The sequence below is a fragment of the Acinetobacter sp. YH12144 genome, from assembly GCF_013418345.1.
Taxonomy (GTDB): Bacteria; Pseudomonadota; Gammaproteobacteria; order Pseudomonadales; family Moraxellaceae; genus Acinetobacter; species Acinetobacter amyesii.
In genome coordinates this window covers 79,657-103,995 of the sequence record NZ_VPCD01000007.1, presented here as the reverse complement: position 1 = coordinate 103,995, position 24,339 = coordinate 79,657, and the positions used below count along the sequence as shown (strand labels likewise).

Genomic DNA, 24,339 nt, shown 5'->3' with positions numbered 1-24,339 from the left:
ACAATAAGAGTGTCAAACCGATATAAGGCATAAGTACCTCGATCATCACTGTACGCATATTTGCCAACGCGTTTCCGTTCATATTAATTATCATTAAACACATAAAGTTTGATCAAGTATACATTTTTCTGATTAAAAAGCTAATTTAAATCCATAAAAAAAACCGGTGTTTCCACCGGTTTTTTCGATATTTCTCTCGAAATTCAATTAGTCATTGAATTTACGACGTGGACGGTCTTCACCGAAAGTGCGTTCGCCGCGTGGTTTATCATCACCGAAACGTTTTGGACGGTCATCGCCGAAACGTTTTGGACGATCTTCACCAAATGAACGTTGAGGACGGTCACCGTTGAATTCACGACGTGGACGATCTTCACCAAATGAACGTTTTGGACGATCGCCATAACCTTCACGAGCTGGTTTGTAATCTACACGGTTACCACGGTTGTCATCGTTAGAACGACGGTCAAAACCACCTTCACGACGTGGACGATCGCTGTTAAATTCGCGACGTGGACGATCTTCAAAACCGCCTTCACGACGTGGACGATCGTTGTTAAATTCGCGACGTGGACGATCTTCGAAACCGCCTTCACGACGTGGACGATCATTGTTAAATTCGCGACGTGGACGATCTTCAAAACCACCTTCACGACGTGGACGATCGTTGTTATATTCGCGACGTGGACGATCTTCGCCACCGAATGAACGACGTTCGCCATCACGGTTGCCTTCACGACGTTTGAAGTTTGATTCACCTTCAAAACGACGACCGCCACCGAAACCACCACGACCACCGCGACCGCCATCACGACGACCACGACCGCCATCACGGCTACCGCGTGCAGGAGGTGGAGATGGCTCAAGACCTTCAATTTCAGACACATTTAAACGTGCATCTAAGAAGTCTTCTAAAGCACGGATTTTACCGCGTTCACGGTAAGTCGCTAAAGTAATCGCGTTACCAGTACGGCCCGCACGACCTGTACGACCGATACGGTGTACATAGTCTTCGTTCTTCATTGGAAGACCGAAGTTAATTACGTGAGAAATTGTTGGTACGTCTAGACCACGTGCAGCAACGTCAGTCGCAACTAAGATTTTTGCACGACCTTCACGAATGCTACGTAAACGACGGTTACGTACAGTTTGTGGCATTGCACCGTGAAGAGCGACAACTGAGTGACCTGCTTCTGCAAGTTCTTCAGCCAGCATATCTGTATCTTCTTGAGTAGATGCGAATACAACTGCTTGATCTACAGACTCATCAGATAACCAGTGAGTCAAAAGTTTTTTCTTATGTTCGAAACCGTCAGTCCAGTGAAGAGTCTGAGCAATGTCAGTATTTGTAGAATGACCAGTTTCAATCGCAATACGCTGTGGATCATTCATCATGCGTTCTGCAAGTGTAATGATACGCGGCGCAAATGTTGCAGAGAACATTAATGTTTGTTTACGGTTAGCAGCCAAGTCGCTGATCGCTTCTAGGTCTTCAGAGAAACCTAAGTCAAGCATACGGTCAGCTTCGTCAACGATTAACGCATCAACGTTGTCTAGTTTAATTTGACGACGGTTAACCAAGTCAAGTAAACGACCTGGAGTCGCTACGACAACTTGTGCACCTTTAAGCTGTTGGATTTGTTTACCGAAAGGCATACCACCCATAATTGCAGCAATACGAACACCTTTCATGTGACGTACTAAAGCAATTGCGTCTTGGCTAACCTGTTGAGCCAATTCACGTGTAGGGCAAAGTACAAGAATAGACGGTGCAGTTACCGCTTTCATGCGCTCTTTGAAAGACATCAATGTGTCTTGACCAGCCAAAGCATTCACAGTTGGGAGTAAGAATGCAGCAGTTTTACCAGAACCAGTTTGGCTTGATACAAGAAGGTCTTTACCTTCTAATGCAGCTGGAATTGATTGTTCTTGCACTGGAGTCGGAGTAGTAAAACCTAGACCTTGTAATGCTAGTTGTAACGACTCATGTAAAGGAAAATCAGCAAAAGTTTTGCTCATAGAGTATTTCACCCCAAAAATGGGTGCTCCATTAAAAATATAAATTCAGATGGACATCGGCAAAAAGCGGCACAGCAAAAGACGCTGAAAATATAGAATCAGCGGCGATCCGAGAACGACGATGCGTATAACGCACACATGATTACAGCCGCAACCTGAAGGAATCGCTTAGCGATTGGGTGGGGCGCGAAATATCGTCCTCTCTTTGGACCGGAACGCGCATACACAATGATAGAAGAGAATGTTCAGGTAATGAACGAAATTTAGTGCGTGCGGGGATTATAGCAGAAAGTTTTTAAATGTCACCTGTTTTAGTCAACTTCAGAATATTTTTTGTAAGAAGCTTTAAGTTATAGGTGTTTAAGCCATTATTTTTGACCGATTAGACAAAAATAAAGCCCTCATAAAGAGGGCTTTATTTCATTATTCTGTCAATAAACTCGAACTAAGCGTTCTATTATTTAGCAGCTTCGCCCCAAGCTGGAACTACAGCTTGCATAAGCGGTTTAAGCATTTTCATAGAACATGCAAGTACTTGACCATTGTCCATTGAGTCGTTACCACCACGAGCATCAACCACAGTACCACCCGCTTCTTTCACAATAAGTTCGCCTGCAGCGATGTCCCAAGGTTTCAAACCAAGTTCGAAATAACCATCGAAACGACCGGCAGCAACATATGCTAGATCAAGAGCAGCAGAACCTGAACGACGGTATTGAGCACCGGCTTCAGTCACATTTAACAATGAGTTGAAATGGTTTTTCGCATAAGAAACCACTTCGCCATTACGAATTTTACGATACGCATGACCCACTGAAAGGAAAGTGTTTTCTAAGCTGTCTTTTACATTTACACGAATACGGCGTTGGTTCATCATCGCACCGCGACCACGGCTTGCAGAGAACAACTCATCTTTCACAGGGTCATAAATAACACCGTGTTGAGTTACACCTTTATGTTGAACTGCGATAGAGATACAGAAATGTGGAACACCATTAACGAAGTTTAATGTGCCATCAAGTGGGTCGATGATCCAACACCAATCAGCGTCGTGACCTTTGCCTTCTTGAAGACCAAACTCTTCGCCTAGGAAACTGTGATTTTTATAGCTTTTACGTAGGGTATCGATAGTCAATTGTTCCAAATAACGGTCTACACGCGTTACTGGACCATCAATTCCTTTTTCTTCGACTTGTAGATCGAGTTTATGACGATTTTGATGCGCTTTTAAAAGCTCTTGACCAACTAATTGAGCCGCACGCGCAGCCATAACCACCATAGGTTCCATTGAACACCCACTACAAATTTGAAGATACTGATAAAGAATAATGCATAAAAGCCCTTATATCTTATCAAATATAAGGGCTTTTAGGGAAAAAATGTTTCTAAAAATTAGAAATTCAACAAACCACTGTTTGCTTATGTTTTAGCCAGCTCTGTGTCACTGAAGCGCCAATGCCTTCAGCATCCAGTCCAGCCTGATGCAACATTTGAGCATGTGTTGCTTGATGCATGAACTCGTCAGCCAAACCTAAATTCAGCACAGGCTTAACCACGCCTGCTTGGGCTAAATATTCATTTACTGCACTGCCCGCACCCGCCATGACTGCATGCTCTTCAACTGTCACAAATAGTTGCGTACTTGCTGCGATTTGATCGATCAACTGTGTATCTAATGGCTTCACGAAGCGCATATTAATCACACGTACAGCCACATCTAGCTTTGTCGCTAAAGCCTGCCCTGCCTCTAGTGCCGCTTGAACACGACTACCAAAAGCCAGTATAGAAATGGTGTCATCTTGCTGATCATTGAAGTTTGCAACAATTTCACCACGGCCAATTTCAAGCTCAATCATCTCTTGCTGAATCTCAACACCCAGTCCATTACCACGTGGGTAACGTACCGCCGCTGGGCCTTTATACAAATAAGCCGTATGCAACATTTGACGACATTCATTTTCGTCTTTCGGCGCCATGATCACCATGTTTGGCACGGTACGCATAAAGGCATAATCATATGCACCGGCATGCGTTGGGCCATCTTCACCAACCAAACCTGCACGGTCGATACCAAATGTCACATCAAGATTTTGCAAAGCGACGTCATGAATCAGCTGGTCATAACCACGTTGTAAGAAGGTTGAATAGATTGCAACAACCGGTTTTACCCCTTCACAGGCCATACCCGCAGCCAAAGTCACCGCATGTTGTTCTGCAATGGCAACATCAAAGAAGCGCTCAGGGAACTGCTTGGCAAATTGCACCATGCCTGAGCCTTCACACATCGCTGGAGTAATCGCCAATAAACGATCATCCTGTGCAGCTTCATCACATAACCACTGACCAAAAACATCTGAATATTTCGGTGCAGTTGCCACTGCAACGGGTGCATTCACTTTACTGATGGCATGGTATTTGATTTGATCTGCTTCGGCAGGTGCAAAGCCTTTACCTTTTTTGGTATAGACATGCACTAAACGTGGGCCTGTGCGTTTTTTTAAGGCTTCAAACACATGTGTTAATTGTTCAACATCGTGCCCATCAAAAGGACCAAAGTAGTTAAAGCCAATGGCTTTAAATAAGTTATCTGCAGCATCGGTCGCAGCACAATGTAGGCGTGAGTTATACGCCCATTCAGGATGCGGTTGAATATAGGCTTCGCCATTTTCAGAAATATTAACCGATTGACCACTTTCCCAAATCGCAGCCAAATGTTTGGCAAAACCACCGGTACTGCATGAGATCGACATATCATTGTCGTTCAATACCACCATGAGGTCAGCATTGTGTGCCACCGCATCGTTCATGGCTTCAAAAGCCATGCCCGCTGTCATCGCGCCATCACCCACGATTGCAACCACATGACAGGGATCTTGCTTGAAGCGACGTGCCAATGACATCCCAAGACCAGCAGAAATCGCTGTTGATGAATGGCCTACACCAAAGGTGTCAAATTCAGATTCTTCACGGGCAGGAAACGCAGCCAAACCATCTTTGGCACGAATCGTCACTAATTGTTCACGACGACCGGTTAAGGCTTTATGCGGATAAGCTTGATGACCCACATCCCAAATCAAACGATCACGTGGCGTTTCAAAACAATAATGTAATGCCACGGTTAATTCGATCACCCCAAGATTGGCACCAAAATGCCCACCACTTTGTCCGGCCGCATACAAAATAAATTGACGTAACTCATCCGCCACTTGCTCTAATTGGCTGCGCTCGAGTAAACGAAGTTGTTGAGGATGGTTAATCGTATCCAGCAACGGTGTTACAGGGCGTTGAGATGGTATTTCTTTATACAGCATAATGTGGCAAAGCCTTCTAAAGCCTGGCAAATTCCTAAGCTCGGTCTAAATGGGTAACTCGATCATATCGTCGAATTGTATCACCTTACAATCAGCCAAACTTGTAGCGATGTAATTTTTAGCAATGATCTCGTTGGGGAGATTTTGAATGAGTCAGATTATCCTGAATAATCTTCCTATTTATCAACTATTATCGTTCGCTTTATACAAAAAAGAAAATGTTCTGCATAAATTCGTCGTTGCAATTCTACCAATGTCCAAGCATTACGCTATACTTTAGCCAATTTATAATCGAATAAACGGGTTAAGCAGTGCCTATAGAATTTGTCGCAACGTCAAGATTACCGACCGCTTTTGGTGAATTCAATATTACGGTTTTTCAGGATCCTGAAACCGGTGAAGAACATGTCGCACTCTCTAAAGGACTAGAACAAGCTCCCACTGAACCTGTTTTAGTACGTATCCACTCCGAATGCCTGACTGGTGATGCCTTTGCTTCACTCAAATGTGACTGCGGCCCACAACTTCAAGCCACCCAAAAATTAATTAATGAAGCGGGTCAAGGGGTGATTTTATATTTACGCCAAGAAGGTCGCGGTATTGGTTTAACCAATAAAATCCGTGCCTATGCCCTACAAGACCAAGGCCATGACACAGTGGATGCCAATTTATTATTGGATCTTCCTGCCGATGCACGTCGTTATGATATGTGTCCTATCATATTGAATCATCTCAACATTACTGCGGTGCGTCTCATTACCAACAACCCTTTAAAAATTGAAGCGCTCCAAGAGCAAGGGGTGAATGTCGTTGATCGTGTTCCGCTGACTGTGGGTTTAAATCCCTTTAACGAACAATATTTAAAAACCAAACATGATCGTATGTCGCATATGTATCAAAAGGATGATTTTTAAAAATCCTTTAAATTCTCCATAAATTAATCCCTCCAAACCTCCCTTTACAAAAGGGAGGCTTCCCCCTCTTTATTAAAGAGGGGTTAGGGAAAATTCAAATCGTCATCGAAAAAATACGATTTTCAGGAACACGACGTTTTAATCGTAAATCAAAAGCCATGCAGATATTACGGACAAAAGGCTTGCCTGCATCACTCACCTGAATGTGCTGATCAAAAATCTCGAGCAAGCCATCTTCTTGCATTTCAGCCAATTGCGCTAATACTTCATCAAGCTCAGGAAATTGCATTTCTGGACCTGCCCAAGAAGTTTGGAAGGTACACATCAAATTGAGAATATGTTTACGAATGATTAAGTCCTCATCTGTCAGCACATGCCCCCGATAGACTGGAATTTCATTCGCTTCTAAACGTGCATAATAGTCTTCAATTTTCTTTTCATTTTGTGCAAAGCTGTACCAACTATCACTGATCGAAGATAAGCCGAGACCAATCATCACTTGGGTTTTCGATGCGGTATAGCCCATAAAATTACGGTGCAAACTGCCCTGCTGAAAAGCTTGATACATCGGATCTTGGGTTAATGCAAAATGATCCATCCCAATTTCATGATAGCCCTGCGCCAGTAGCTGTTTTTTACCTTCTTCATAGCATTGACGCTTTAAATCATCTTTCGGCACATCGGCATCTTTAAAACCACGTTGCCCATTGCCCTTAATCCACGGCACATGCGCATAGCTATAAAAGGCTAGACGATCTGGCATCAAACGAGTGGTCTGTTCAATGGTATGCAACACATCGTTTAAATCCTGAAATGGCAGACCAAAAACCAAATCATGTGAAATAGAGGTATAGCCAATATCACGTGCCCACTGTGTCACCTGCTCAACATGTGCAAAGGGTTGAATACGGTGGATGGCTTTTTGCACCTTCTCATTATAATCCTGTACCCCATAGCTCACACGTCGAAACCCAACATCGTACAAGGCTTGTAAATGCTCACGTGTGGTATTGTTCGGATGCCCTTCAAAGCTAAATTCATGTGCATCGGCAATATCCGCCTGCGCTAGAATGCCTTGAATCAACTGGGTGAGATGCTCAGGAGAAAAGAAAGTAGGCGTTCCCCCGCCCAAATGAATTTCTTTAATCTTCGGTCGATCGACCAAGAGCTGACAATATAAGTCCCATTCTTTCAGCACCGCCTGAATATAAGGCAGCTCCATCTCATGTTTTTTCGTAACTTTTTTATGGCAACCACAAAACGTACATAAGCTTTCACAAAAGGGTAGATGGATGTACAGACTGATGCCTTCGCTGTGATTAGTCTCATCAAATGAACGCTTCAATCCCTGTTTCCACTGTTGCAATGAAAATTCAGCTTCCTCCCAATACGGCACGGTTGGATAACTGGTATAGCGTGGACCTGGTACATTGTATTTTTGAATTAAAGAACTCGCCTGCTGAGACATCGATGCACCATTTCAATCAATGAGATTCAATTTAAATCTACCTGATGATTATTGTGCTGAGCTTCAGATGTGAATTCAACCTAGCAAATTTGTCGGAATAGGCTCAATTTCAGCCGGAGCAATTGCTGCTAACTTTGCATGATCTTTTGGTTTAATCACTAGATATCTAGATTTAAAGCAAAGATCCGATGCTGAGTATCGGGAAAAATGCCTTAAGTTTTCACGTAATTTATGCTTTGATGACAATTATCTTTAAATTATTTTAATAAAGGTCACCATGCAGAATCCAACTTCAGCCGATATTCAACGTGTAGATGAATTCCTTCGCGATTTACAGGCACGGATTTGTGCCGCATTGGAACAGCAAGAACGTGCTGGTGGCGGAAGTGCCGAATTTGCGATCGATGACTGGGAGCGCCCTGAAGGTGGTGGTGGTCGCTCACGTGTTCTACAAAATGGGACGGTGATTGAAAAAGGTGGTGTGATGTTCTCGCACATCAACATTTCAAAATTACCTGCCTCAGCGACTGAACGCCATCCCGCTATTGCAGGTGCAAAAGCGCAAGCCATGGGCGTGTCATTGGTAATTCACCCGAAAAACCCCAACGTCCCAACCTCACATGCCAATGTGCGTTTATTTGTCGCGGAAAAAGAAGGACAAGATCCGATTTGGTGGTTTGGCGGTGGTTTTGACCTCACTCCATTTTATCCAAATGATGAAGATGTCTTGTCTTGGCATCAAACTGCCCATGATCTTTGTGCCCCATTTAGCGATACGCTCTATGATGAACATAAGAAATGGTGTGATGACTATTTCTATCTCAAACACCGTGATGAACAACGTGGTGTGGGTGGTTTATTCTTTGATGATCTCAACCAATGGGACTTTGAAACCTGTTTCAAATATATGCAGGCCGTCGGTAATGGTTATTTAGAGGCAATTTTACCGATCTTCCAAAGAAACCAAGACAAAGCCTATACCGAAGCACAACGAGACTTCCAACTTTACCGTCGTGGTCGTTACGTTGAATATAACCTAGTGTATGACCGTGGCACCTTATTTGGTTTACAAACTGGTGGGCGTATTGAATCCATTTTAGTAAGTATGCCACCTTTGGCGGGCTGGTCATATCGTCCTGAATGGGAAGAAAATTCTGCCGAGAAAAAGCTCACCGACTTTTATTTAAAACCGCATGATTGGCTTAATATATTGAAATAAAATAGATAGACATGTATTTGCCTCTGTCCATCAGGGGCTTTTCATTGCCTTTTAATTAAAGTATTTATATTTCTAGGTAATATCTTGATGCATAAATAAATTTTTTAAGCATTTACTTTGTAATCATATTGCTCAACAATGACACATCTTTTAAACAGCTTTACGCTATGTCATTGCACAATGTGTCAATAAACTCATGGCTGTAACTTTCTTGTACGGAGTACAACGCACATGACACATCAAACACTCAATAAAAAAGCAGTCAGTCTTACTGCCTTGGTGTTTTGGAGCTTTGCTGTTGTGCTGATCAGCGCTATCAGTACTAATATTTTTTCCGAAACGTCTTTGAATGATAATTTGGCTATTGGCTTCATGGTGGTTGCCTTGATTGGTTTAGTCATCAGTGCAGCGAGCATCTTGATTCAAAGCGTCCTAGATATTTGTAATCCTTAATTTTCCGCCTTTATTTCACGATTTTAAGACTGCCCGAACTTTAGCCATCCTCGGTTTTGGCGTATATTGTCTGCTCTTTCACATCTACATGGACGCTGTGCAATGAGCAAACAATTTGCCGTGATTGGCAACCCGATTGAACAATCACGCTCACCTGAACTTCATCATGCCTTCGCTGAAAAAACAGGCCTCGACATTCAGTACAGCAAACGACTTGCGCCACTCGATGGTTTTCAGCACAGTGTCGAATCCTTCTTTGCCGAAGGTGGCATCGGTATAAATGTCACTGTTCCGTTTAAAGAACAAGCCTATGCACAATGTGCCGTCCTTACTGAACGTGCCAAAATTGCAGGTGCGGTCAATACACTATGGATGCAAGATGGCACACTCCATGGCGATAATACCGATGGACAAGGCCTAGTCGATGCCATCCGTGCCTTAGATTGGAATTTAGAACAGACCGATATATTGATCATTGGTGCAGGCGGTGCGACACGTGGCGTGATTTACCCACTGGTACAAGCTGGGGCCAAAAAAATCGTCATTGCCAATCGTACTTTAGCGCGTGCTGAACAATTGGTCGCTGACTTAAAAACTGCCGTACCGAATGCCGAACTTGCAGCCATTGCCCTCGCCGACTTAGCAGGTCAATTTGATCTGGTGATTAACGCAACATCGGCCAGTTTAACGGGTGATGCACTGATTTTGCCTGAAGCTTTACAATTTACACATGCTTATGAAATGGCCTATGGCAAACCGTCGACATTTTTGGATCAAGCCAAAGCACGCCATGTTCCAACCTCAGAAGGTTTTGGCATGTTGGTTGGTCAAGCGATTGAATCTTTTTCCATTTGGAATGGCATTAAACCTGATCTAAAAGACTTTCTATAATTCAAAATGATTTGCTCAATTCACTTTCTGAGCAGTCGAAACACCTAAAAAAAGAACCTCAATTGAGGTTCTTTTTTTGATCCAACTTAGTTCTTGTGTTTTTGTATCGCCTTATAAGTCTCATAATAAGCCGATTGGCTGAACAACTCTTCGTGTTCTGCTGCTAGGCCTTGCAATGACGCTTCTGATAATTTTCCTTTGATATCATCAGCAAAGGCTTGCGCATAGATTTTTGATGCTTTCACCAAATGCGCTTTTTCAGTTCCTTCCAGTTCATAACTGGCTAAAAAGTTTTGTTGATATAAATGTGCAAAAATCGCCTGATCAGTCTTATAGGTTTTTTGCAACTGCTTCCATTCAACCTGAGCTTTGTACTCACCAATCCCCGACTGCACATAATGATTGACTGAAGAACCTAAGTCATCAAAGTCTTGATAGCGATGCAAAGCATGCTTATCACGTAATTGATTTAAACGTTTCAGCGCATTGCCTGTTGGCTCTTTTAAGCCATCAACAAATCGATATGCATAAACTTCTGCAATTTCATTCAAATCATTGGCTGAGTAATAACGCACATACTGAGCGCGATAGTTAGCAAATGCCACGACAAATGCCGCTTGATAGGCTTTCACTTCAGATTGATGACGTTTATAACTTTGCAATGCCACAGTACTGAGATATTCAGGAAGTTCGATTTCTTCATTTGCAGCACGGACATCATCGACCGATGCAGTTTCTGCTTCAGCAAGCAGAGGATCATTTCCCGTGATTGGCGCAAGCAGGCCTTTCAACATATTTTCAAAGAGTGAATCTTTACTGACTTCCTCAATGGATTTTGCCTGTTTCATGGCTTGACGATCAATTTTAGTCGCATTGCCATAATTCAAGATTTGGTTACTACTTTTCAGCTTTAATTGACCTAAACGTGGCTCATTAAAGGCCAATTGATAGTCCATTGCTTGGACTCGGCCTTTGTGATCTAAGCCTAAATCCATCACGACATTCGAAGATGCTTTATCCTGTGCATTCAGCACCTGTGTAATTTCAGCTTGATGCTTTTGCCATAATTGCTGGAATTGTTGGACATCGATAAGTTGTTCACTTTGATATTGCTGGAATACTGGCTTTAACTGCTCAACAGCATCCGAAATCTCAGAATCTGTGTTGGATGCGTCCGCATCAGAGGCCGATGGTACAGAATCTGTTTGCAGCGGTATCACCCGAACATCTTGATAATCCTGACACAGCGTGACTTTACCAATCGGCACCTGTTTGGTGTTCATCAAGGCCTGACAGACTTCCTCAGATAAGTTCGCTGTTTCATCATCTTCTTCGGAAGCCGCATAAACTTCGGTTACTTCAGTATCCGAACTATAGGCTTCTTCGTCATCACCCGCGGTTGCCTCCGCATATGCACTTGCAGTATTAATCGCCTCTTCAGCAGATTCAGCGGCAGAAGACGTTTGTTCGTCTTCCGTTTCGTGTTGGTGATACATCAGGCCATGCATTTTCGCATTGAGCAGCTCATTCACACGTTCTACAGATGCATAAGCCGCATCATAATCTTCATCCTCAGCTGCTGCCGCTACTGCAGTCCCTCCCGCCGCTTCAGCCGCAGCCATCGCCTCTTCGGAAGCACTAAGATGCACAGCTGCGTCCACAGAGTCATCTTGCTCAGCGTCACTATTGCGCTGACCTTTGATTTGCGTGGTGTAATAGTTGGCGTTCACAAAATCAAAAAGTTCAAGCTGGGTGTAAAGCGCATCGAGATCACCCACATAGCGGATTTTTTTAGTCAGCCCTGCATTTTTTTCATCACGTGTTAAAGCAACATTTTGCACTTGATTCGGCTCTGCCAAGACATAGGGCAAAGCATTCATTTGTTTTAAATAGTCAGCAAATTTTTTCAAATCGTACTGAGCAATCGTGTCTTTATGTTTTGAAAAATCCACATAAGCCAAGCTGCTTTGGCTTTCGCGATTCACCATAAACGGCATGAACGCAAAGTAGTTGGTATAAAATTTATGTTGATTAAAATCAATGATCATCGGCAACTGTGCATTCACCTGCAAGGTCGGTTTTTGATAACTCAATTGCAAGGTTAAGGCAGCAAGTTTTTCTCTAAAATGTACTGAACCGCTATAGCTAAACTGTAAATCATTCAATACATTCAGCAGTGATTGAGCAATTTTAGATTGCGGAGAAACGCCATCCTCTTCATCGCTATAGCGCGCTGATGGTGGGATCGATTCATTGGCAATGGCTTGATAGAGCTGTTTCTTTTCTTTTTGGCTAAACGGAATATTTTGGGTTTTAATCAACTGATCCAGTTGTTTTTTAAGTTTAGGATCCAGCTCTGGCTGTGTGCTTATCGCAGGCTTTGACTTGGTTTCAGGCTTTTTTTCATCGAACTGAATATCGGTTTGAATTGAAAATTGCCCTTTCATGTCATAACTGGCATTTTCAAACATTGCGTTTAAGCCTTGAGTGGCTTGTTGCCCGAGAGACTGATCCGTTGAATTGGTTTTTATGACATGTTGAGCACACCCAGTAATACTCAAACCCAGTAAACAAAGTGTTATATATTTTAATCGCATAATTGTACGAAAGACCTACGTTCTTTATGATTTATTAAAAGAAAAAAATGATCAAAAGATCAACATCAAGTCTATCAGAAGTTTATTTTTCACATGTTGGTTAAATATTACAATTCGCCTTTCTGACATTTTTTAAGGGCGTATTCATCAATGTTTTTTAGATGAAATTATGAATAATCAAATCATCAATACAGATAATCCAAAAAAATTTAGATATTAGGATTAAGATTATGCCTGCATATAAAGCGCCTTTACACGATATTCGTTTCTTAATGAATGAAGTACTCGATTACCCAGCACATTACAAAACTTTGTCTAATGGTGAAGCTGCTGATGCAGACACTGTCGACATGATTTTAGAAGGTGCAGCGGATTTTTGTGAAAATATCCTTTCGCCTTTGAACCAAACGGGTGATGAAGAAGGCTGTCATTTTGAAAATGGTGATGTGAAAACACCAAAAGGGTTTAAAGAAGCCTATGACCAATTTGTACAGGGTGGCTGGCAAGGTCTGTCTTTCCCTGAAGAATTTGGCGGTCAAAACTTGCCACAGTCGTTGAATCTCATCAAATCTGAAATGATGGGTACAGCAAACTGGTCATTCCAAATGTATCCGGGTCTCAGCGTAGGTTGTATCAACACCATTCTACAATTTGGTTCAGAAGAACAGAAAAACCAATATTTACCGAACCTTGTTGCTGGAACTTGGTCAGGCACCATGTGCTTAACTGAACCTCAATGCGGTACCGACTTAGGTCAGGTAAAAACCAAAGCGGAACCTCAAGCTGACGGTAGCTATGCAATTTCTGGTACAAAAATCTTCATCTCTGCGGGTGAGCATGATTTAACAGATAACATCGTGCATATCGTACTTGCTCGTCTTCCAGATGCTCCTGCAGGTACTAAAGGGATTTCATTGTTCATCGTTCCAAAATTCCTTGTGAATGCAGACGGTTCAGTGGGCGAACGCAACCCTGTGACTTGTGGTTCGATTGAACACAAAATGGGGATCCGTGCTTCAGCAACAGCTGTGTTGAACTTTGACAATGCCATTGGTTACTTGATCGGTGAAAAACACAAAGGCCTACACGCAATGTTCACCTTTATGAACACTGCACGTATTGGTACAGCGATCCAAGGCATTGCACATGCTGAATTGGCATTCCAAGGCGCTCTTCCATATGCCAAAGAACGTATGTCTATGCGCACACTTTCAGGTAAAAAAGATCCTGAAAAAGTAGCCGATGCGATTATTCACCATGCAGACGTACGTCGTATGCTTTTAACTCAAAAAGCGATCGCTGAAGGCGGCCGTTCAATGATTTACTATGCAGCTCAAATTGCGGACAAAATGACTGATGCTTTAACCCGCGGTGATACAGCAGCGTTTGAAGCACATGATGACCACTTAGGCTTCTACACCCCGATTCTCAAAGGTTTCTTAACCGAAATGGGTTATGAAGCTGCAAACCATGGTATGCAAGTATACGGAGGTCATGGTTATATTAAAGAATGGGGCATGGAACAAATTGTTCGTGACTCACGTATCTCTACTCTCTACGAAGGCACAACCGGTGTTCAAGCACTAGACTTGATTGGTCGTAAAGTTCTGTTGACCTCTAAAGGTAAAGTGATTCGTGACTACACAGCTGAAATTTTGAAGTTCTGTGGTCAACATGCACGTAACAAATACATGCGTCGTTTTGCGTGGGACTTAACGAAGCTTTGCGCACAATGGAATGCATTAACGGTTCGTATCATGCTTGCAGCACGTAAAGACCGTGACATCGTATCTTCTGCATCTGTAGATTTCTTGATGTTCTCTGGCTACGTGATGATGGCTTATTTCTGGGCACAACAAGCTGCCGTAGCTTCTGAAAAATTAGCAGAAGGCAATGGTGTAGAAGTTCCTGAGTTCTATAAAGCAAAAATCAAAGTGGCAGACTTCTACTTTGAACGTCTATTACCACGCTCACAAGGTCACGCTGAAGCAATGGTCAACCCATCGAAGACCATGACTTCTTTGGCACCTGAACACTTTAGCTTTGACTACTAAGCTTTAAACCGAGTTAAATGACTCAATAAAAAGACCGCTTCAGCGGTCTTTTTATTATCTTCTCTTTTAATTTTGATCTATAGGAATTACGAGTAGTATTCTTAATTTCTTCATGAGGTAATAACAATGTATAAAGATGAACTTTATATGGAGAAATATTGTTGTATTTTTCAAAAAAAATAGAACACTTTATCACCAAAACATAATTGTATTTAATAAATATTAAATACTTAAAGTAAATTTAACTCCATAATTTTAGCTTTACATTTGTATCTCATACAACTTCATATCTTCTCCATAGCCTCCCCCTATGATGACTTCATTGATTCATAAAGAGCGTAACCATGAAAAAATTGATGTCTTCATTAATGATTGGTCTGATTGCAACAACTGCGACAATGTCTGCAATGGCAGCGCCTGCATTCGATCATAAAAATCCACCACCTGCTCCACACTTTGATAAAAAACCTGTACCGCCTAAAGCAATACATCACAAATCTGCTGGGCCCCACATGGTGAAAAAAGAGCATCAAAAAGTTCATGCAAAATTTGCCAAACAAAATCATAAAGCAGTAGCTTTTAAAGCTAGTCAACCCAAGCCTGTTCCGCATCATAAGTTACCGCCTATGCCACCGAAACATCGTTAAGTTAAACTCAAAAAAAGACCGCGAATGCGGTCTTTTTTAATATTTACTTTGCTTTATCAGCAATAAATTCTTTAATCTCTATGGGTTTATCTTTTACCAACTCAACTGTCCCTTCATTCACACCATTAAAGTTCTTAAAGTGAATTGAAACACCTTGGTCGTTGGCAAGTCGTACACCACTTCCTGAAACTGCTCGTTTCAATTCATACACACGATCAGAATTATCAGTCAATTGTGCGGTTTCAAAATTATCTTTGGTTTTTAACTCAAGGCTTAGATCTTGTGGCCCTGTAAAGTGAATCACTTGCTCATCTTGAGCTACTGCAACATCGTTTGTTTGTGTAGTTGCGATCGTTGCCTCTGTTGCAACATTTTGTTCTGATGGTGCTTTTTTATCGGTGCAACCCACCAAAGCTATAGTTAATAACGTCGTAGTTAAAATATATTTCATTTTCTGAAGTTCCTTTATGCCATGTAAATTCAATTATCAACTGAATAATTTCATACACATTCTGCAAATTACATTCGAAATATGAAAAATTACTTGTCGCTCAAATTTTAAAACAAGTTTGACATAGCTTTCATTACAGGAATTCTTCCAATACTGAATTTAAAAAGATATGTCCCTGCTCGGTACAAGACAAAAGTGTTGGATCACTGACCATCAATTTACGTTCACGTAATGAGTTCAATAACTCGGCAATTGGCTCTAAACTTTCCCCTGTACGCTCACTATATAGCTTGGCTTCCACCCCATGATTTAAACGAAGTGCATTCATCATAAATTCAAAAGGCATATCGGCTGCTTCGATGCGCTTAAACTGAAGATGTTCAGCAGGTACTTTGGCTAAATAGTCTTTCGGCAATCGGGTTTTTTGGAAACGATACACCCCGTCTGGCATGGTCACTTTACCATGTGCGCCTGCGCCAATCGCCAAATAATCGCCAAACTGCCAATAATTTAAATTATGTGCCGACGGCTTTTCTTTACGCCATGCCGATACTTCATAATTGATAAAGCCTTGCGCTGTTAAATAGGCTTCGCCCTGTTCTTGAATATCTTCAAGCACATCATCGACAGGTAAAATTGGTTTTGTGCGGAAAAAAACTGTATTGGGTTCAATGGTCAATTGATACCACGACACATGGGTTGCCCCATTTTCCACAGCAAGTTTTAAATCCAAAAGCGCTTGCTCAATGGTTTGTTCAGGCAGGCCATGCATCAAGTCGACATTTACTCGTTCAAAACCCACCTCTTTTGCATGCTGAATGGCAGAAATCGCATCATCATTCGAATGAATCCTCCCCAGCTTTTTCAGCTGGTCGGTATTAAAACTTTGCACACCGATAGATAGACGATTGATCCCTGCATCTAAATAACCGGAAAAAGGATCGTGCTCAACCGTACCGGGATTGGCTTCCAAGGTGATTTCACAACCTGCTTCAAACGGTAGCAACGCTTTGAGCTGAGCAAATAACCATTGATAGCCTTGGGCAGAAATCAAAGATGGTGTCCCACCACCAATAAATACACTATGGATCAGGCGACCCTGAGCAAAATCGACTTGGGTTTTAAAGTCTTCAACCAACGCCTGTAAATATTCTTGTTCTAAGTCCAAAGACAATTCACCATTCGGCACCGCATGCGAATTAAAGTCACAGTATGGACATTTGCGCACACACCACGGCATGTGAATGTATAAAGATAACGGAACAACTGCAGGATTTAATTCAGCCAAGGAAAATGCTCAAAAGGAACAAAAGAAGTAAGCGCATTTTAACATGACTGCATCAGAGCGCTTATGAAAACTCATCCACAATACAGTAGACTAATAAAATTAAAGAAGAATTAGATGATTAGAAGATGAAAATAAGCAGCCATTTATTGTACTTACTGCCGCTCGCGATGGGTGTTGGTATCGCTATGACCATTCAAACAGCGATCAACAGCCAATTGCGTGAATATTTATATTCACCGCTGCAAGCTGCCCTTTTTTCTTTTTTGGTTGGTACAATAGTCCTCGCCTTTATGGTGTTTTTTCAATCGGCCGAAAAACCGGACTTTGCAAGTTTTGCTCAAATCCCTTGGTATTTATGGCTGGGGGGATGTTTGGGTGTTTATGCCATCAGTATCAGTATTTATACCGCACCGAAACTGGGTTTTTTATCCCTCTCCGGTCTGATTATTTTTGGACAGATCTTAATGTCGATGGTATTTGACCATTTTGGCTTGCTCGGCACTGAAAAAACCCCGATTAACTGGCAACGCTTATTGGGTGGCGTGGTGATTTTTATTGGTGTGCTTCTCACTTTCCAACGCTAAGACCTCATTCCTAAGCACCTCACAAGAAATGAGTACATTCTGTGTCTACTGTCACGGCTGTAACAAGCAGCAAGTATGAATTAAAACAACTGTTTCATTTAATGATCCCGATATTGATCACGCAGTTTGCGCAAGCGGGATTTGGTCTCATTGATACCATCATGGCTGGACACATGTCCGCCAATGACCTTGCAGCCATTGCGGTCGGGGTCGGTTTATGGATACCGGTCATGCTGCTGTTCAGCGGCATTATGATTGCAACCACCCCATTAGTGGCAGAAGCCAATGGTGCTCGCACGCCTGAAAAAATTGCCACCATCGCCCGTCAGTCTGTGTGGGTCGCATTATTTTTAGGGATCATTGCCGCATTAGTCTTACAAGCTATGCCGCTGCTTTTACCGTTATTGGGTGTCCCTGAAGTATTACTTCCGAAGGCGAGCTTATTCTTACACGCCATTAGTTTAGGTATGCCTGCTGTCACCATGTACGCAGCTTTACGTGGTTACTCAGAAGCATTGGGGCATCCACGTCCAGTCACTGTGCTGAGTCTGCTGGCCTTATTGGTGTTAATTCCACTGAACTTTATTTTTATGTATGGTTTAGGCCCAGTCCCTGAACTGGGTTCAGCAGGATGTGGTTTTGCCACCGCGATTTTGCAATGGTTAATGTTCTTTGCTTTGGCGATGTACGTTTTCAAAGGATCGGCCTATCAAAAAACCCAACCTTTCGCTGCTTTTGAAAAAATGAACAGTGAATGGATCAAACGTATTTTAAAACTCGGCTTTCCTATTGGCTTAGCCATTTTCTTTGAAGTCAGTATTTTTAGTACAGCCGCTATTGTGTTGAGTCCCTTGGGCGAAGTCACCATTGCAGCGCATCAAGTCGCCATTTCGATTACCTCGCAATTGTTTATGATTCCAATGTCACTAGCGATTGCGCTGACCATTCGGGTCGGTACTTATTATGGGGAAAAGAACTGGCTGGCTATGCGAAAAGTCCAGAAAGTCGGTATGTTGACAGGGACGGTATTTGCCCTGATTACCATGTTGCTGCTTTGGCTTTTACGTAATGAAATTGTGTCACTGTATACCAATGACTATGATGTGACTCAGCTTGCGGTGTACTTGGTGTTGTTCGCGATTGCCTATCAGTTGATGGACGCATGGCAAGTCAGTGCCGCAGGGTGCTTACGCGGTATGCAAGACACCAAAGGACCAATGTGGATCACCATGATCGCGTATTGGATCATTGCCTTCCCTGTCGGGATCTATCTTGCACGCTTCACCACGACTGGTGCTGCAGGCGTTTGGATTGGCCTAATTGTGGGTCTGACTGTCGCCTGTATACTGCTACTTACACGTTTATTTATGATGAATAAACGTTTAGCTCAAGCGGGATAAGCCCTTAAAAATCATCTAAAAAGTTACTTAAAAATACGGCTACGCTATGCAGAAGATTAATGCAAATTAACACCCTGCATAGCAATGCCATAAATAAAAAGCATGAAGAAGAGGAAAATAAACATGTCCCATGTATTTCGCTCGATCAGTCTCTGTCTGAGCTTAGGCTTTTCCATGTCACTACAAGCTGAACAAACGATCAACCGACATGAATTTCCTTTATATCACGCACCCATTAAAGTCCAATCACAACCCGAATTTGATTACATCAATCAAGCACTTTGGACAGCCTTTCGCTTTTATCATGAACAACAGGCTGACTCATATACCGCACGTTTAAAATTAAGTTGTCAGCAGTCTGGTATGGCGTATACCTATCAGGACTTCATCAAGGCCAATCAAAAGTTTACCTCTGCGGATGATCAGGATTTTATCGTGACGCAAAACCTCATCACCTTGAATGAAAATTTACACCATAACCAATGCAGTAAATATCTCAGTCCACATTTAGAACTGGAAAAAACTGAATCGAGCGAAGCAGCAAAAACCAACTAATTAAGCGCCTCGATGGCATTTTTTAAACCTTGTGGCACTTGGCTGTCGTCCTCTACGTCTTTCACGATCGCCTGCCCGACAATCACATCTGTCCCATTAAAACTCATGGTCGGTGAGCCATACAATTCATAGCCTTCATTTAAAGCTTTGGTCACACGGGCACAGAAATTGACATCATCTTTACCGGTTAAATAGCGATACACTTTCATCGTTCAGTTCTCTTCTAGCGACGCGATATTTTAAACCATTCAGCACGTGGCTTAAATTTGCCTGAATTATTTTCAGTATTTACATTTTTGCCCATCATTTTATCAATGCAAATAAAGTCTTAACAATTTAAAGTAGGCAGTTTGTGTTTTGTCGCCTATGATCGGTATTAGATAATAAATGATGATCTTGAGGAACATCACATGGCAAAAACGGCTAGCACACCGGGTCGTCGCTTTATGAAACTTGCCAGTATGACGGCAAGCATTGCTACTAAAACCGTTTCCAATTCCATCCGCAATATCACTGCCGATGAAGAACAGAAAAATGCATCTCGCAGTAAACTTTTTCAGGACATCGGTCTGCAAATTGCAGACACTTTGGGTGAAATGAAAGGTGCGGTGATGAAAGTCGGACAAATTGCCTCGCAGTACAAAGACATTTTTCCACCTGAAGTCGCAAAAGCGATCAGTAAATTACAACGCCAAGCGCCAGCCATGCCTTTTGCTGAAATTAAGGCCCAAGTAGAACAAGAACTCGGCAAACCCCTCGCGCAAATTTTTAAAAGTTTTGAAGAACAACCTTTTGCCGCTGCATCCATTGGGCAGGTGCATAAAGCCGTGTTACCTAATGGTCAGCAGGTGGTGGTGAAAGTGCAATATCCGGGTGTCGAAGAAGCCTGTGAAAGTGACTTAAAACAAGTTCGCCTTGCCCTTCGTCTGATGGGCGTATTGAAAATTGATCGGAAGTTACAAAACAAGCTATTTCGTGAAATTCAGGACAGTTTGGACAACGAACTGAACTACGAAATTGAAGCGCAAAACTTAAATGTGGCCCGTGCGTTTCATAGTGCGCTGGATGACAAAATCATCATTCCACAGGTCTATAAAGATTATTCTTCACGTCATATATTGACTTTAAGCCTAGAGCTTGGCGACAGTATAGAAACTGCCAGCACATGGTCACAAGAAACCCGAAATGCCTTGGGAAGACGGTTATTCCGTGCCATTGGCCGTGAAATTTTCTTCCTTAAACGTTTCCACTGTGACCCACATCCGGGCAACTTCGCCTTTCGTGAAGATGGTTCAGTCATCGTGTATGACTACGGCGGTGTGAAAACCCTGTCTCCTGAAATCGTGTCACACTTTAAGCAATTGATTAATGCTGCACGCAAGCACGATATTCCACTGATGGAACAGCAACTCGATGCCCTACATTCCCTCAATGAACTCGGTAAATTCCCTGCGGAGTTGTATGAACAATGGCTTGAAGTACTGATGCGTCCACTGACCACACAATACGACTTTGCTGAAAACTCAGCGCACCATGACGGGGTAGAATTAATTAAACCTTCTCTTAAATACTGGGATGTGTTTAAACCGTCACCGGATACCTTGATGGTGAACCGGACTGTTTCAGGGCATTATTGGAATTTGATTCATTTGAAAGTGAATGACAATCTCAATGATCTCTTTGATGAGTTGGTCCCACCTAGCGCTTAAGGGAGCGTAAAGCGCTGATGATTGCCCGATGAATTTCGGGCAATATTTGCATTTTATATTGTTATGTTATAACATTTCTTTAATCAATAAGTTTAAGGAACAGAAGAATGCGTGCCAACATCCATCCCGAATACCGTGAAGTGCTCTTTCATGACACCAATGCCAATGCCTTTTTTGTCATTGGCAGTACCTTAAGCACCAATCAAACCAAAGAGTTTGAAGGCAAAACTTATCCCTATGTGACACTCGATATTTCAAGTGCATCACATCCTTTTTATACAGGTGAACAACGTCAAGTGAATAACGAAGGACGTATTGCGAACTTTAATAAACGCTTTGCGCGTTTCAAACGCTCACAATAAGTTCAGTTTCGATTAAGGTTTTGCTTTTAAAATTAAAGCATTGAAGAAGTTCAGGGTTCCCCTCCTCCAGCCTGAGCTTCTTTTTTTTATGTCTGAAATTTTGTGGATTTCAAGCGTTGTTTTAAACATCTATTTTTAAAATCGACTGAAATAAGTAATATCCCAATCCCAATACGATGACGCCAATCACCACACTGGAAATGGCATAACTAAATGCCAGCCCACTTTGCCCTTGTCTAAGCAGTTGGAAGGTTTCTAAGCCGAAACTTGAAAATGTGGTAAAGCCACCTAAGATCCCGACCATAAGCAATAAGCGTGCTTCATTTTGTAGAACGGGATATTTTTGGCTAAATGCAAAAAACACACCTGCACAAAAGCAACCTAAAATATTCACCCACCATGTTGCCCACGGAAAGAGCACGGTTGGCTTGGCCAATAACAGTCCTGCTGCATAGCGAAGTGTTGCCCCAATTGCGCCGCCACATGCGACCAAAAGCCAGTTCATAGTTGTCCTACTTCAACATCATTGGTATCTACAATTTAGGCAACAGACTGCCTAAGGTCGCCCTTCAATATACACGCATTTAATTTACGCAAATAGTGTTAAATGTTTGGGCCAAAGCTTGCTATAGTCTGCAACACTTTGCGGTATTTTTTATTGAAAGAGGACATTATGGCTCAGGAATTATTAGATCAACTTCAAGCAGGGACTGCGAAATTTTCAGATGTGATTGCATTTATTGAAGCGCGTTATAACCACACAGCAACCGCTTTTACCAATGGCAAACAAGCCAATGCAGCAACTGAAAACCAAGGCAGTGCCAAAGTATTTTCTTTTGCCCAATTGAATGGTCTAAACCAAGCTGAAACCTTAAGTCTTTTTGCTGAACATTATGCTGCTGTATTGGCAACACCAGACGCAACTGACCACCAAAACATTCGCCAATTTATGCAAAATGGTTGGGAAGGTATTCAATTTGACGGTCAAGCGCTCAGCGCGAAATAATGCTTAGATGGACGTTCTAAATCAGTTCGTCTGCAATAAAAAAGCCAGTACAAATACTGGCTTTTTTTATCGTTCATCATCAGTTCAAATCAGGACACTCGTACTCTACAAGTCCATTCAGCCATCGCGGTTTTTTCCCAAGCTCGTGCATGCTTCAAATGTAGTAATTCTTCACCTGCAGTCGTTGCGGTAAAACGATAAGTTTTTTGACCGCCTGCACCAAGCACTGGTGTCGCATCTGCAGCAGCAGCTTGTTGTTGTTGAGCTGATTGAAACACTTCTTCAACTTTAAAAAGTTTCGGTTGCTCAGCCAAAGACCATACATATCCGGTACTTGGATTTTCGTTTAACAGTACTTCTAAAGTTTGTCCACGATCCATCTCAAGCAAGGTCGGACAACTTTGCTGTTCAGTAAATACATGGGTTTTCCCATCTACAGTTGAACTCATACTGGTACATCCACCAAGCGCTAAACCACTCGCCAACATTAGACTCAAAATAAACTTTTTCTTTATCGTCATTTTCATCATCAAATTATTTTACCTTGAATCTAATGCACACCGATTTCAAATACGATCTCGATGCAATCGAAGTTTAGCCTTTAACTTTTTCAATCCACTGAATAGAACTGACACGAAAAACTTCACAAGCCCCATCACCCGTATCTGTTGGGGTCAAAGATGAAGTCCAAACCAAATCTTTGTCTTTCACCTCAACCAAATCCCCTTTTAAACGCACAAGATCGCCACGTTTTACTTGAGTAATTTGTTTAGCAATTTGCGGGTTTGCAGGAATGATGTGCATATTCGACACCATCATCATGGCTTGCTTTTGCGGTACAGGAACACGATCCATTTTCCAATTTAAGAAACGGTCATATTGATTGACTGAAATCGTACGAGCAATTTCTGGCTCTGCAAATAAGCCCCAACTGACCGCATAATCGATCGGAGAAAATTTTGCTTGTTCATCTGTTTGATAGGTTTTAGAACCTAAAATTCGGAAATCACCTTTAAATTCTTTCAAGGTAGAAATCGACTGGCCTTTGGCAGCAGGTGCTAAGCCTTTGGCAATATTATAATCTGAAGACGCTTGGACACCGACATTCAATAAAAAGCCTGCAAGCACAGTACTTAATGCAATTCGCTTGATCATCGCGTTATCCTCTTACCCTGTAATACTTCACATTACTCAATTTTAATTCTGCAATTGAGCCGACTTCATCTATTCATAATGCCCCAACCTGAACATGAGCTTAAAATCCCGTAGGTTGAGCGTGATGAATGTTGTTTTTACTAGTTGTAACTCTATATTACGCACACAGTCTGCATAAACCTTATGAACTTGGTAACAAAATGCTGTTATTCAGTCAATTGGCCCATATCCACGCCCTACCACATGATTTAAAATT

General features: G+C 42.2%; 23 protein-coding genes. 12 read left to right on the top strand and 11 right to left on the bottom strand.

The genetic code is table 11. The features are described from left to right. Positions 1–207 precede the first annotated feature (207 nt). The 3 genes from FTU79_RS05990 to dxs all read right to left on the bottom strand — a co-directional run bounded on the left by FTU79_RS05990 (position 208) and on the right by dxs (position 5,330). Entirely contained in the window at positions 208–2,019 is a 1,812-nt protein-coding gene (locus FTU79_RS05990) for a DEAD/DEAH box helicase (RefSeq protein ID WP_180003429.1), read from the bottom strand. A gap of 457 nt (positions 2,020–2,476) precedes the next feature. Continuing rightward, positions 2,477–3,307, bottom strand: a complete 831-nt coding sequence (locus FTU79_RS05985; RefSeq protein WP_078189303.1) for an inositol monophosphatase family protein — start codon at positions 3,305–3,307, stop codon at positions 2,477–2,479. A 112-nt stretch (positions 3,308–3,419) separates the two neighbouring features. Further along, the gene (dxs, locus tag FTU79_RS05980; protein ID WP_180049245.1) at positions 3,420–5,330 is read right to left on the bottom strand and encodes a 1-deoxy-D-xylulose-5-phosphate synthase; all 1,911 of its coding nucleotides are present in this window, start codon (positions 5,328–5,330) and stop codon (positions 3,420–3,422) included. Between the two features lie 311 nt (positions 5,331–5,641). Here dxs and ribA point away from each other — a divergent pair, with 311 nt between their 5' ends. Beyond that, positions 5,642–6,244, top strand: a complete 603-nt coding sequence (gene ribA, locus FTU79_RS05975) for a GTP cyclohydrolase II (protein ID WP_180026067.1) — start codon at positions 5,642–5,644, stop codon at positions 6,242–6,244. Positions 6,245–6,338: 94 nt separating this feature from the next. On the opposite strand, the gene hemN is transcribed toward ribA, so the two are convergent. Next, a complete protein-coding gene (gene hemN / locus FTU79_RS05970) occupies positions 6,339–7,712 on the bottom strand; it encodes an oxygen-independent coproporphyrinogen III oxidase (RefSeq protein ID WP_180049243.1) in 1,374 nt (457 codons plus the stop codon). A 277-nt stretch (positions 7,713–7,989) separates the two neighbouring features. Here hemN and hemF point away from each other — a divergent pair, with 277 nt between their 5' ends. The 3 genes from hemF (at position 7,990) to aroE (ending at position 10,275) form a co-directional block, all read left to right on the top strand. Continuing rightward, positions 7,990–8,931: an oxygen-dependent coproporphyrinogen oxidase gene (gene hemF, locus FTU79_RS05965; RefSeq protein ID WP_111884196.1), complete on the top strand. Its 942-nt coding sequence runs from the start codon at positions 7,990–7,992 to the stop codon at positions 8,929–8,931. Between the two features lie 231 nt (positions 8,932–9,162). Beyond that, complete coding sequence (locus FTU79_RS05960) at positions 9,163–9,384, top strand: hypothetical protein (RefSeq protein WP_078189308.1); 222 nt, start codon at positions 9,163–9,165, stop codon at positions 9,382–9,384. A gap of 102 nt (positions 9,385–9,486) precedes the next feature. Beyond that, entirely contained in the window at positions 9,487–10,275 is a 789-nt protein-coding gene (aroE, locus tag FTU79_RS05955) for a shikimate dehydrogenase (RefSeq protein ID WP_180049241.1), read from the top strand. 86 nt (positions 10,276–10,361) lie between these two features. Here the strand turns inward: aroE and FTU79_RS05950 are convergent, their stop codons facing one another. After that, positions 10,362–12,872: a hypothetical protein gene (locus tag FTU79_RS05950; protein WP_180049239.1), complete on the bottom strand. Its 2,511-nt coding sequence runs from the start codon at positions 12,870–12,872 to the stop codon at positions 10,362–10,364. A gap of 230 nt (positions 12,873–13,102) precedes the next feature. On the opposite strand from FTU79_RS05950, the gene FTU79_RS05945 reads away from it, so the two are divergent. After that, a complete protein-coding gene (locus FTU79_RS05945; RefSeq protein WP_180049237.1) occupies positions 13,103–14,926 on the top strand; it encodes an acyl-CoA dehydrogenase C-terminal domain-containing protein in 1,824 nt (607 codons plus the stop codon). Between the two features lie 344 nt (positions 14,927–15,270). Beyond that, positions 15,271–15,573 (top strand): hypothetical protein, encoded by a 303-nt coding sequence (locus FTU79_RS05940; RefSeq protein WP_180026072.1) that lies wholly within the window; start codon positions 15,271–15,273, stop codon positions 15,571–15,573. Positions 15,574–15,616: 43 nt separating this feature from the next. On the opposite strand, the gene FTU79_RS05935 is transcribed toward FTU79_RS05940, so the two are convergent. Both FTU79_RS05935 and hemW read right to left on the bottom strand, forming a co-directional pair. Further along, a complete protein-coding gene (locus FTU79_RS05935) occupies positions 15,617–16,024 on the bottom strand; it encodes a hypothetical protein (protein WP_180026073.1) in 408 nt (135 codons plus the stop codon). Between the two features lie 133 nt (positions 16,025–16,157). Then, entirely contained in the window at positions 16,158–17,312 is a 1,155-nt protein-coding gene (gene hemW / locus FTU79_RS05930) for a radical SAM family heme chaperone HemW (protein ID WP_180026074.1), read from the bottom strand. Between the two features lie 125 nt (positions 17,313–17,437). Here hemW and FTU79_RS05925 point away from each other — a divergent pair, with 125 nt between their 5' ends. From FTU79_RS05925 to FTU79_RS05915, 3 genes are all read left to right on the top strand, one after another. After that, positions 17,438–17,896, top strand: a complete 459-nt coding sequence (locus tag FTU79_RS05925; protein WP_180003411.1) for a DMT family transporter — start codon at positions 17,438–17,440, stop codon at positions 17,894–17,896. Positions 17,897–17,937: 41 nt separating this feature from the next. Next, on the top strand, positions 17,938–19,296 hold the full coding sequence (locus tag FTU79_RS05920; RefSeq protein WP_368856480.1) for an MATE family efflux transporter: 1,359 nt from the start codon (positions 17,938–17,940) through the stop codon (positions 19,294–19,296). A gap of 123 nt (positions 19,297–19,419) precedes the next feature. Beyond that, the gene (locus tag FTU79_RS05915; protein ID WP_180049235.1) at positions 19,420–19,851 is read left to right on the top strand and encodes a hypothetical protein; all 432 of its coding nucleotides are present in this window, start codon (positions 19,420–19,422) and stop codon (positions 19,849–19,851) included. On the opposite strand, the gene FTU79_RS05910 is transcribed toward FTU79_RS05915, so the two are convergent. Beyond that, positions 19,848–20,060 (bottom strand): DUF1737 domain-containing protein, encoded by a 213-nt coding sequence (locus FTU79_RS05910; protein ID WP_078189319.1) that lies wholly within the window; start codon positions 20,058–20,060, stop codon positions 19,848–19,850. The genes FTU79_RS05915 and FTU79_RS05910 overlap by 4 nt on opposite strands. Positions 20,061–20,261: 201 nt before the next feature. Here FTU79_RS05910 and FTU79_RS05905 point away from each other — a divergent pair, with 201 nt between their 5' ends. Together FTU79_RS05905 and FTU79_RS05900 are read left to right on the top strand one after the other, a co-directional pair. After that, positions 20,262–21,560, top strand: coding sequence for an AarF/ABC1/UbiB kinase family protein (locus tag FTU79_RS05905; protein WP_180049233.1), 1,299 nt, complete (start codon positions 20,262–20,264; stop codon positions 21,558–21,560). A 107-nt stretch (positions 21,561–21,667) separates the two neighbouring features. Continuing rightward, complete coding sequence (locus tag FTU79_RS05900) at positions 21,668–21,922, top strand: type B 50S ribosomal protein L31 (RefSeq protein ID WP_078189321.1); 255 nt, start codon at positions 21,668–21,670, stop codon at positions 21,920–21,922. Between the two features lie 121 nt (positions 21,923–22,043). Here FTU79_RS05900 and crcB read toward each other — a convergent pair whose 3' ends face one another. Continuing rightward, on the bottom strand, positions 22,044–22,427 hold the full coding sequence (gene crcB, locus FTU79_RS05895) for a fluoride efflux transporter CrcB (RefSeq protein ID WP_078189322.1): 384 nt from the start codon (positions 22,425–22,427) through the stop codon (positions 22,044–22,046). 168 nt (positions 22,428–22,595) lie between these two features. Here crcB and FTU79_RS05890 point away from each other — a divergent pair, with 168 nt between their 5' ends. Next, the gene (locus FTU79_RS05890; RefSeq protein WP_078189323.1) at positions 22,596–22,928 is read left to right on the top strand and encodes a HopJ type III effector protein; all 333 of its coding nucleotides are present in this window, start codon (positions 22,596–22,598) and stop codon (positions 22,926–22,928) included. An 89-nt stretch (positions 22,929–23,017) separates the two neighbouring features. Here the strand turns inward: FTU79_RS05890 and FTU79_RS05885 are convergent, their stop codons facing one another. Further along, positions 23,018–23,449 carry a protease inhibitor I42 family protein gene (locus tag FTU79_RS05885; protein WP_257223984.1) on the bottom strand — a complete coding sequence of 144 codons (432 nt, stop codon included), beginning with the start codon at positions 23,447–23,449 and terminating at the stop codon, positions 23,018–23,020. A gap of 73 nt (positions 23,450–23,522) precedes the next feature. Next, the gene (locus FTU79_RS05880) at positions 23,523–24,083 is read right to left on the bottom strand and encodes a hypothetical protein (RefSeq protein ID WP_078189325.1); all 561 of its coding nucleotides are present in this window, start codon (positions 24,081–24,083) and stop codon (positions 23,523–23,525) included. Positions 24,084–24,339 lie beyond the last annotated feature (256 nt).

What these genes read in the sequence shown, in the direction of transcription:
- FTU79_RS05990 (WP_180003429.1), bottom strand. Translation starts at nt 2,019, where the DNA reads ATGAGCAAAACTTTTGCTGATTTTCCTTTACATGAGTCGTTACAACTA.
- FTU79_RS05985 (WP_078189303.1), bottom strand. Translation starts at nt 3,307, where the DNA reads ATGGAACCTATGGTGGTTATGGCTGCGCGTGCGGCTCAATTAGTTGGT.
- dxs (WP_180049245.1), bottom strand. Translation starts at nt 5,330, where the DNA reads ATGCTGTATAAAGAAATACCATCTCAACGCCCTGTAACACCGTTGCTG.
- hemN (WP_180049243.1), bottom strand. Translation starts at nt 7,712, where the DNA reads ATGTCTCAGCAGGCGAGTTCTTTAATTCAAAAATACAATGTACCAGGT.
- hemF (WP_111884196.1), top strand. Translation starts at nt 7,990, where the DNA reads ATGCAGAATCCAACTTCAGCCGATATTCAACGTGTAGATGAATTCCTT.
- FTU79_RS05960 (WP_078189308.1), top strand. Translation starts at nt 9,163, where the DNA reads ATGACACATCAAACACTCAATAAAAAAGCAGTCAGTCTTACTGCCTTG.
- aroE (WP_180049241.1), top strand. Translation starts at nt 9,487, where the DNA reads ATGAGCAAACAATTTGCCGTGATTGGCAACCCGATTGAACAATCACGC.
- FTU79_RS05950 (WP_180049239.1), bottom strand. Translation starts at nt 12,872, where the DNA reads ATGCGATTAAAATATATAACACTTTGTTTACTGGGTTTGAGTATTACT.
- FTU79_RS05945 (WP_180049237.1), top strand. Translation starts at nt 13,103, where the DNA reads ATGCCTGCATATAAAGCGCCTTTACACGATATTCGTTTCTTAATGAAT.
- FTU79_RS05940 (WP_180026072.1), top strand. Translation starts at nt 15,271, where the DNA reads ATGAAAAAATTGATGTCTTCATTAATGATTGGTCTGATTGCAACAACT.
- FTU79_RS05935 (WP_180026073.1), bottom strand. Translation starts at nt 16,024, where the DNA reads ATGAAATATATTTTAACTACGACGTTATTAACTATAGCTTTGGTGGGT.
- FTU79_RS05925 (WP_180003411.1), top strand. Translation starts at nt 17,438, where the DNA reads ATGAAAATAAGCAGCCATTTATTGTACTTACTGCCGCTCGCGATGGGT.
- FTU79_RS05915 (WP_180049235.1), top strand. Translation starts at nt 19,420, where the DNA reads ATGTCCCATGTATTTCGCTCGATCAGTCTCTGTCTGAGCTTAGGCTTT.
- FTU79_RS05910 (WP_078189319.1), bottom strand. Translation starts at nt 20,060, where the DNA reads ATGAAAGTGTATCGCTATTTAACCGGTAAAGATGATGTCAATTTCTGT.
- FTU79_RS05905 (WP_180049233.1), top strand. Translation starts at nt 20,262, where the DNA reads ATGGCAAAAACGGCTAGCACACCGGGTCGTCGCTTTATGAAACTTGCC.
- FTU79_RS05900 (WP_078189321.1), top strand. Translation starts at nt 21,668, where the DNA reads ATGCGTGCCAACATCCATCCCGAATACCGTGAAGTGCTCTTTCATGAC.
- crcB (WP_078189322.1), bottom strand. Translation starts at nt 22,427, where the DNA reads ATGAACTGGCTTTTGGTCGCATGTGGCGGCGCAATTGGGGCAACACTT.
- FTU79_RS05890 (WP_078189323.1), top strand. Translation starts at nt 22,596, where the DNA reads ATGGCTCAGGAATTATTAGATCAACTTCAAGCAGGGACTGCGAAATTT.
- FTU79_RS05885 (WP_257223984.1), bottom strand. Translation starts at nt 23,449, where the DNA reads ATGACGATAAAGAAAAAGTTTATTTTGAGTCTAATGTTGGCGAGTGGT.
- FTU79_RS05880 (WP_078189325.1), bottom strand. Translation starts at nt 24,083, where the DNA reads ATGATCAAGCGAATTGCATTAAGTACTGTGCTTGCAGGCTTTTTATTG.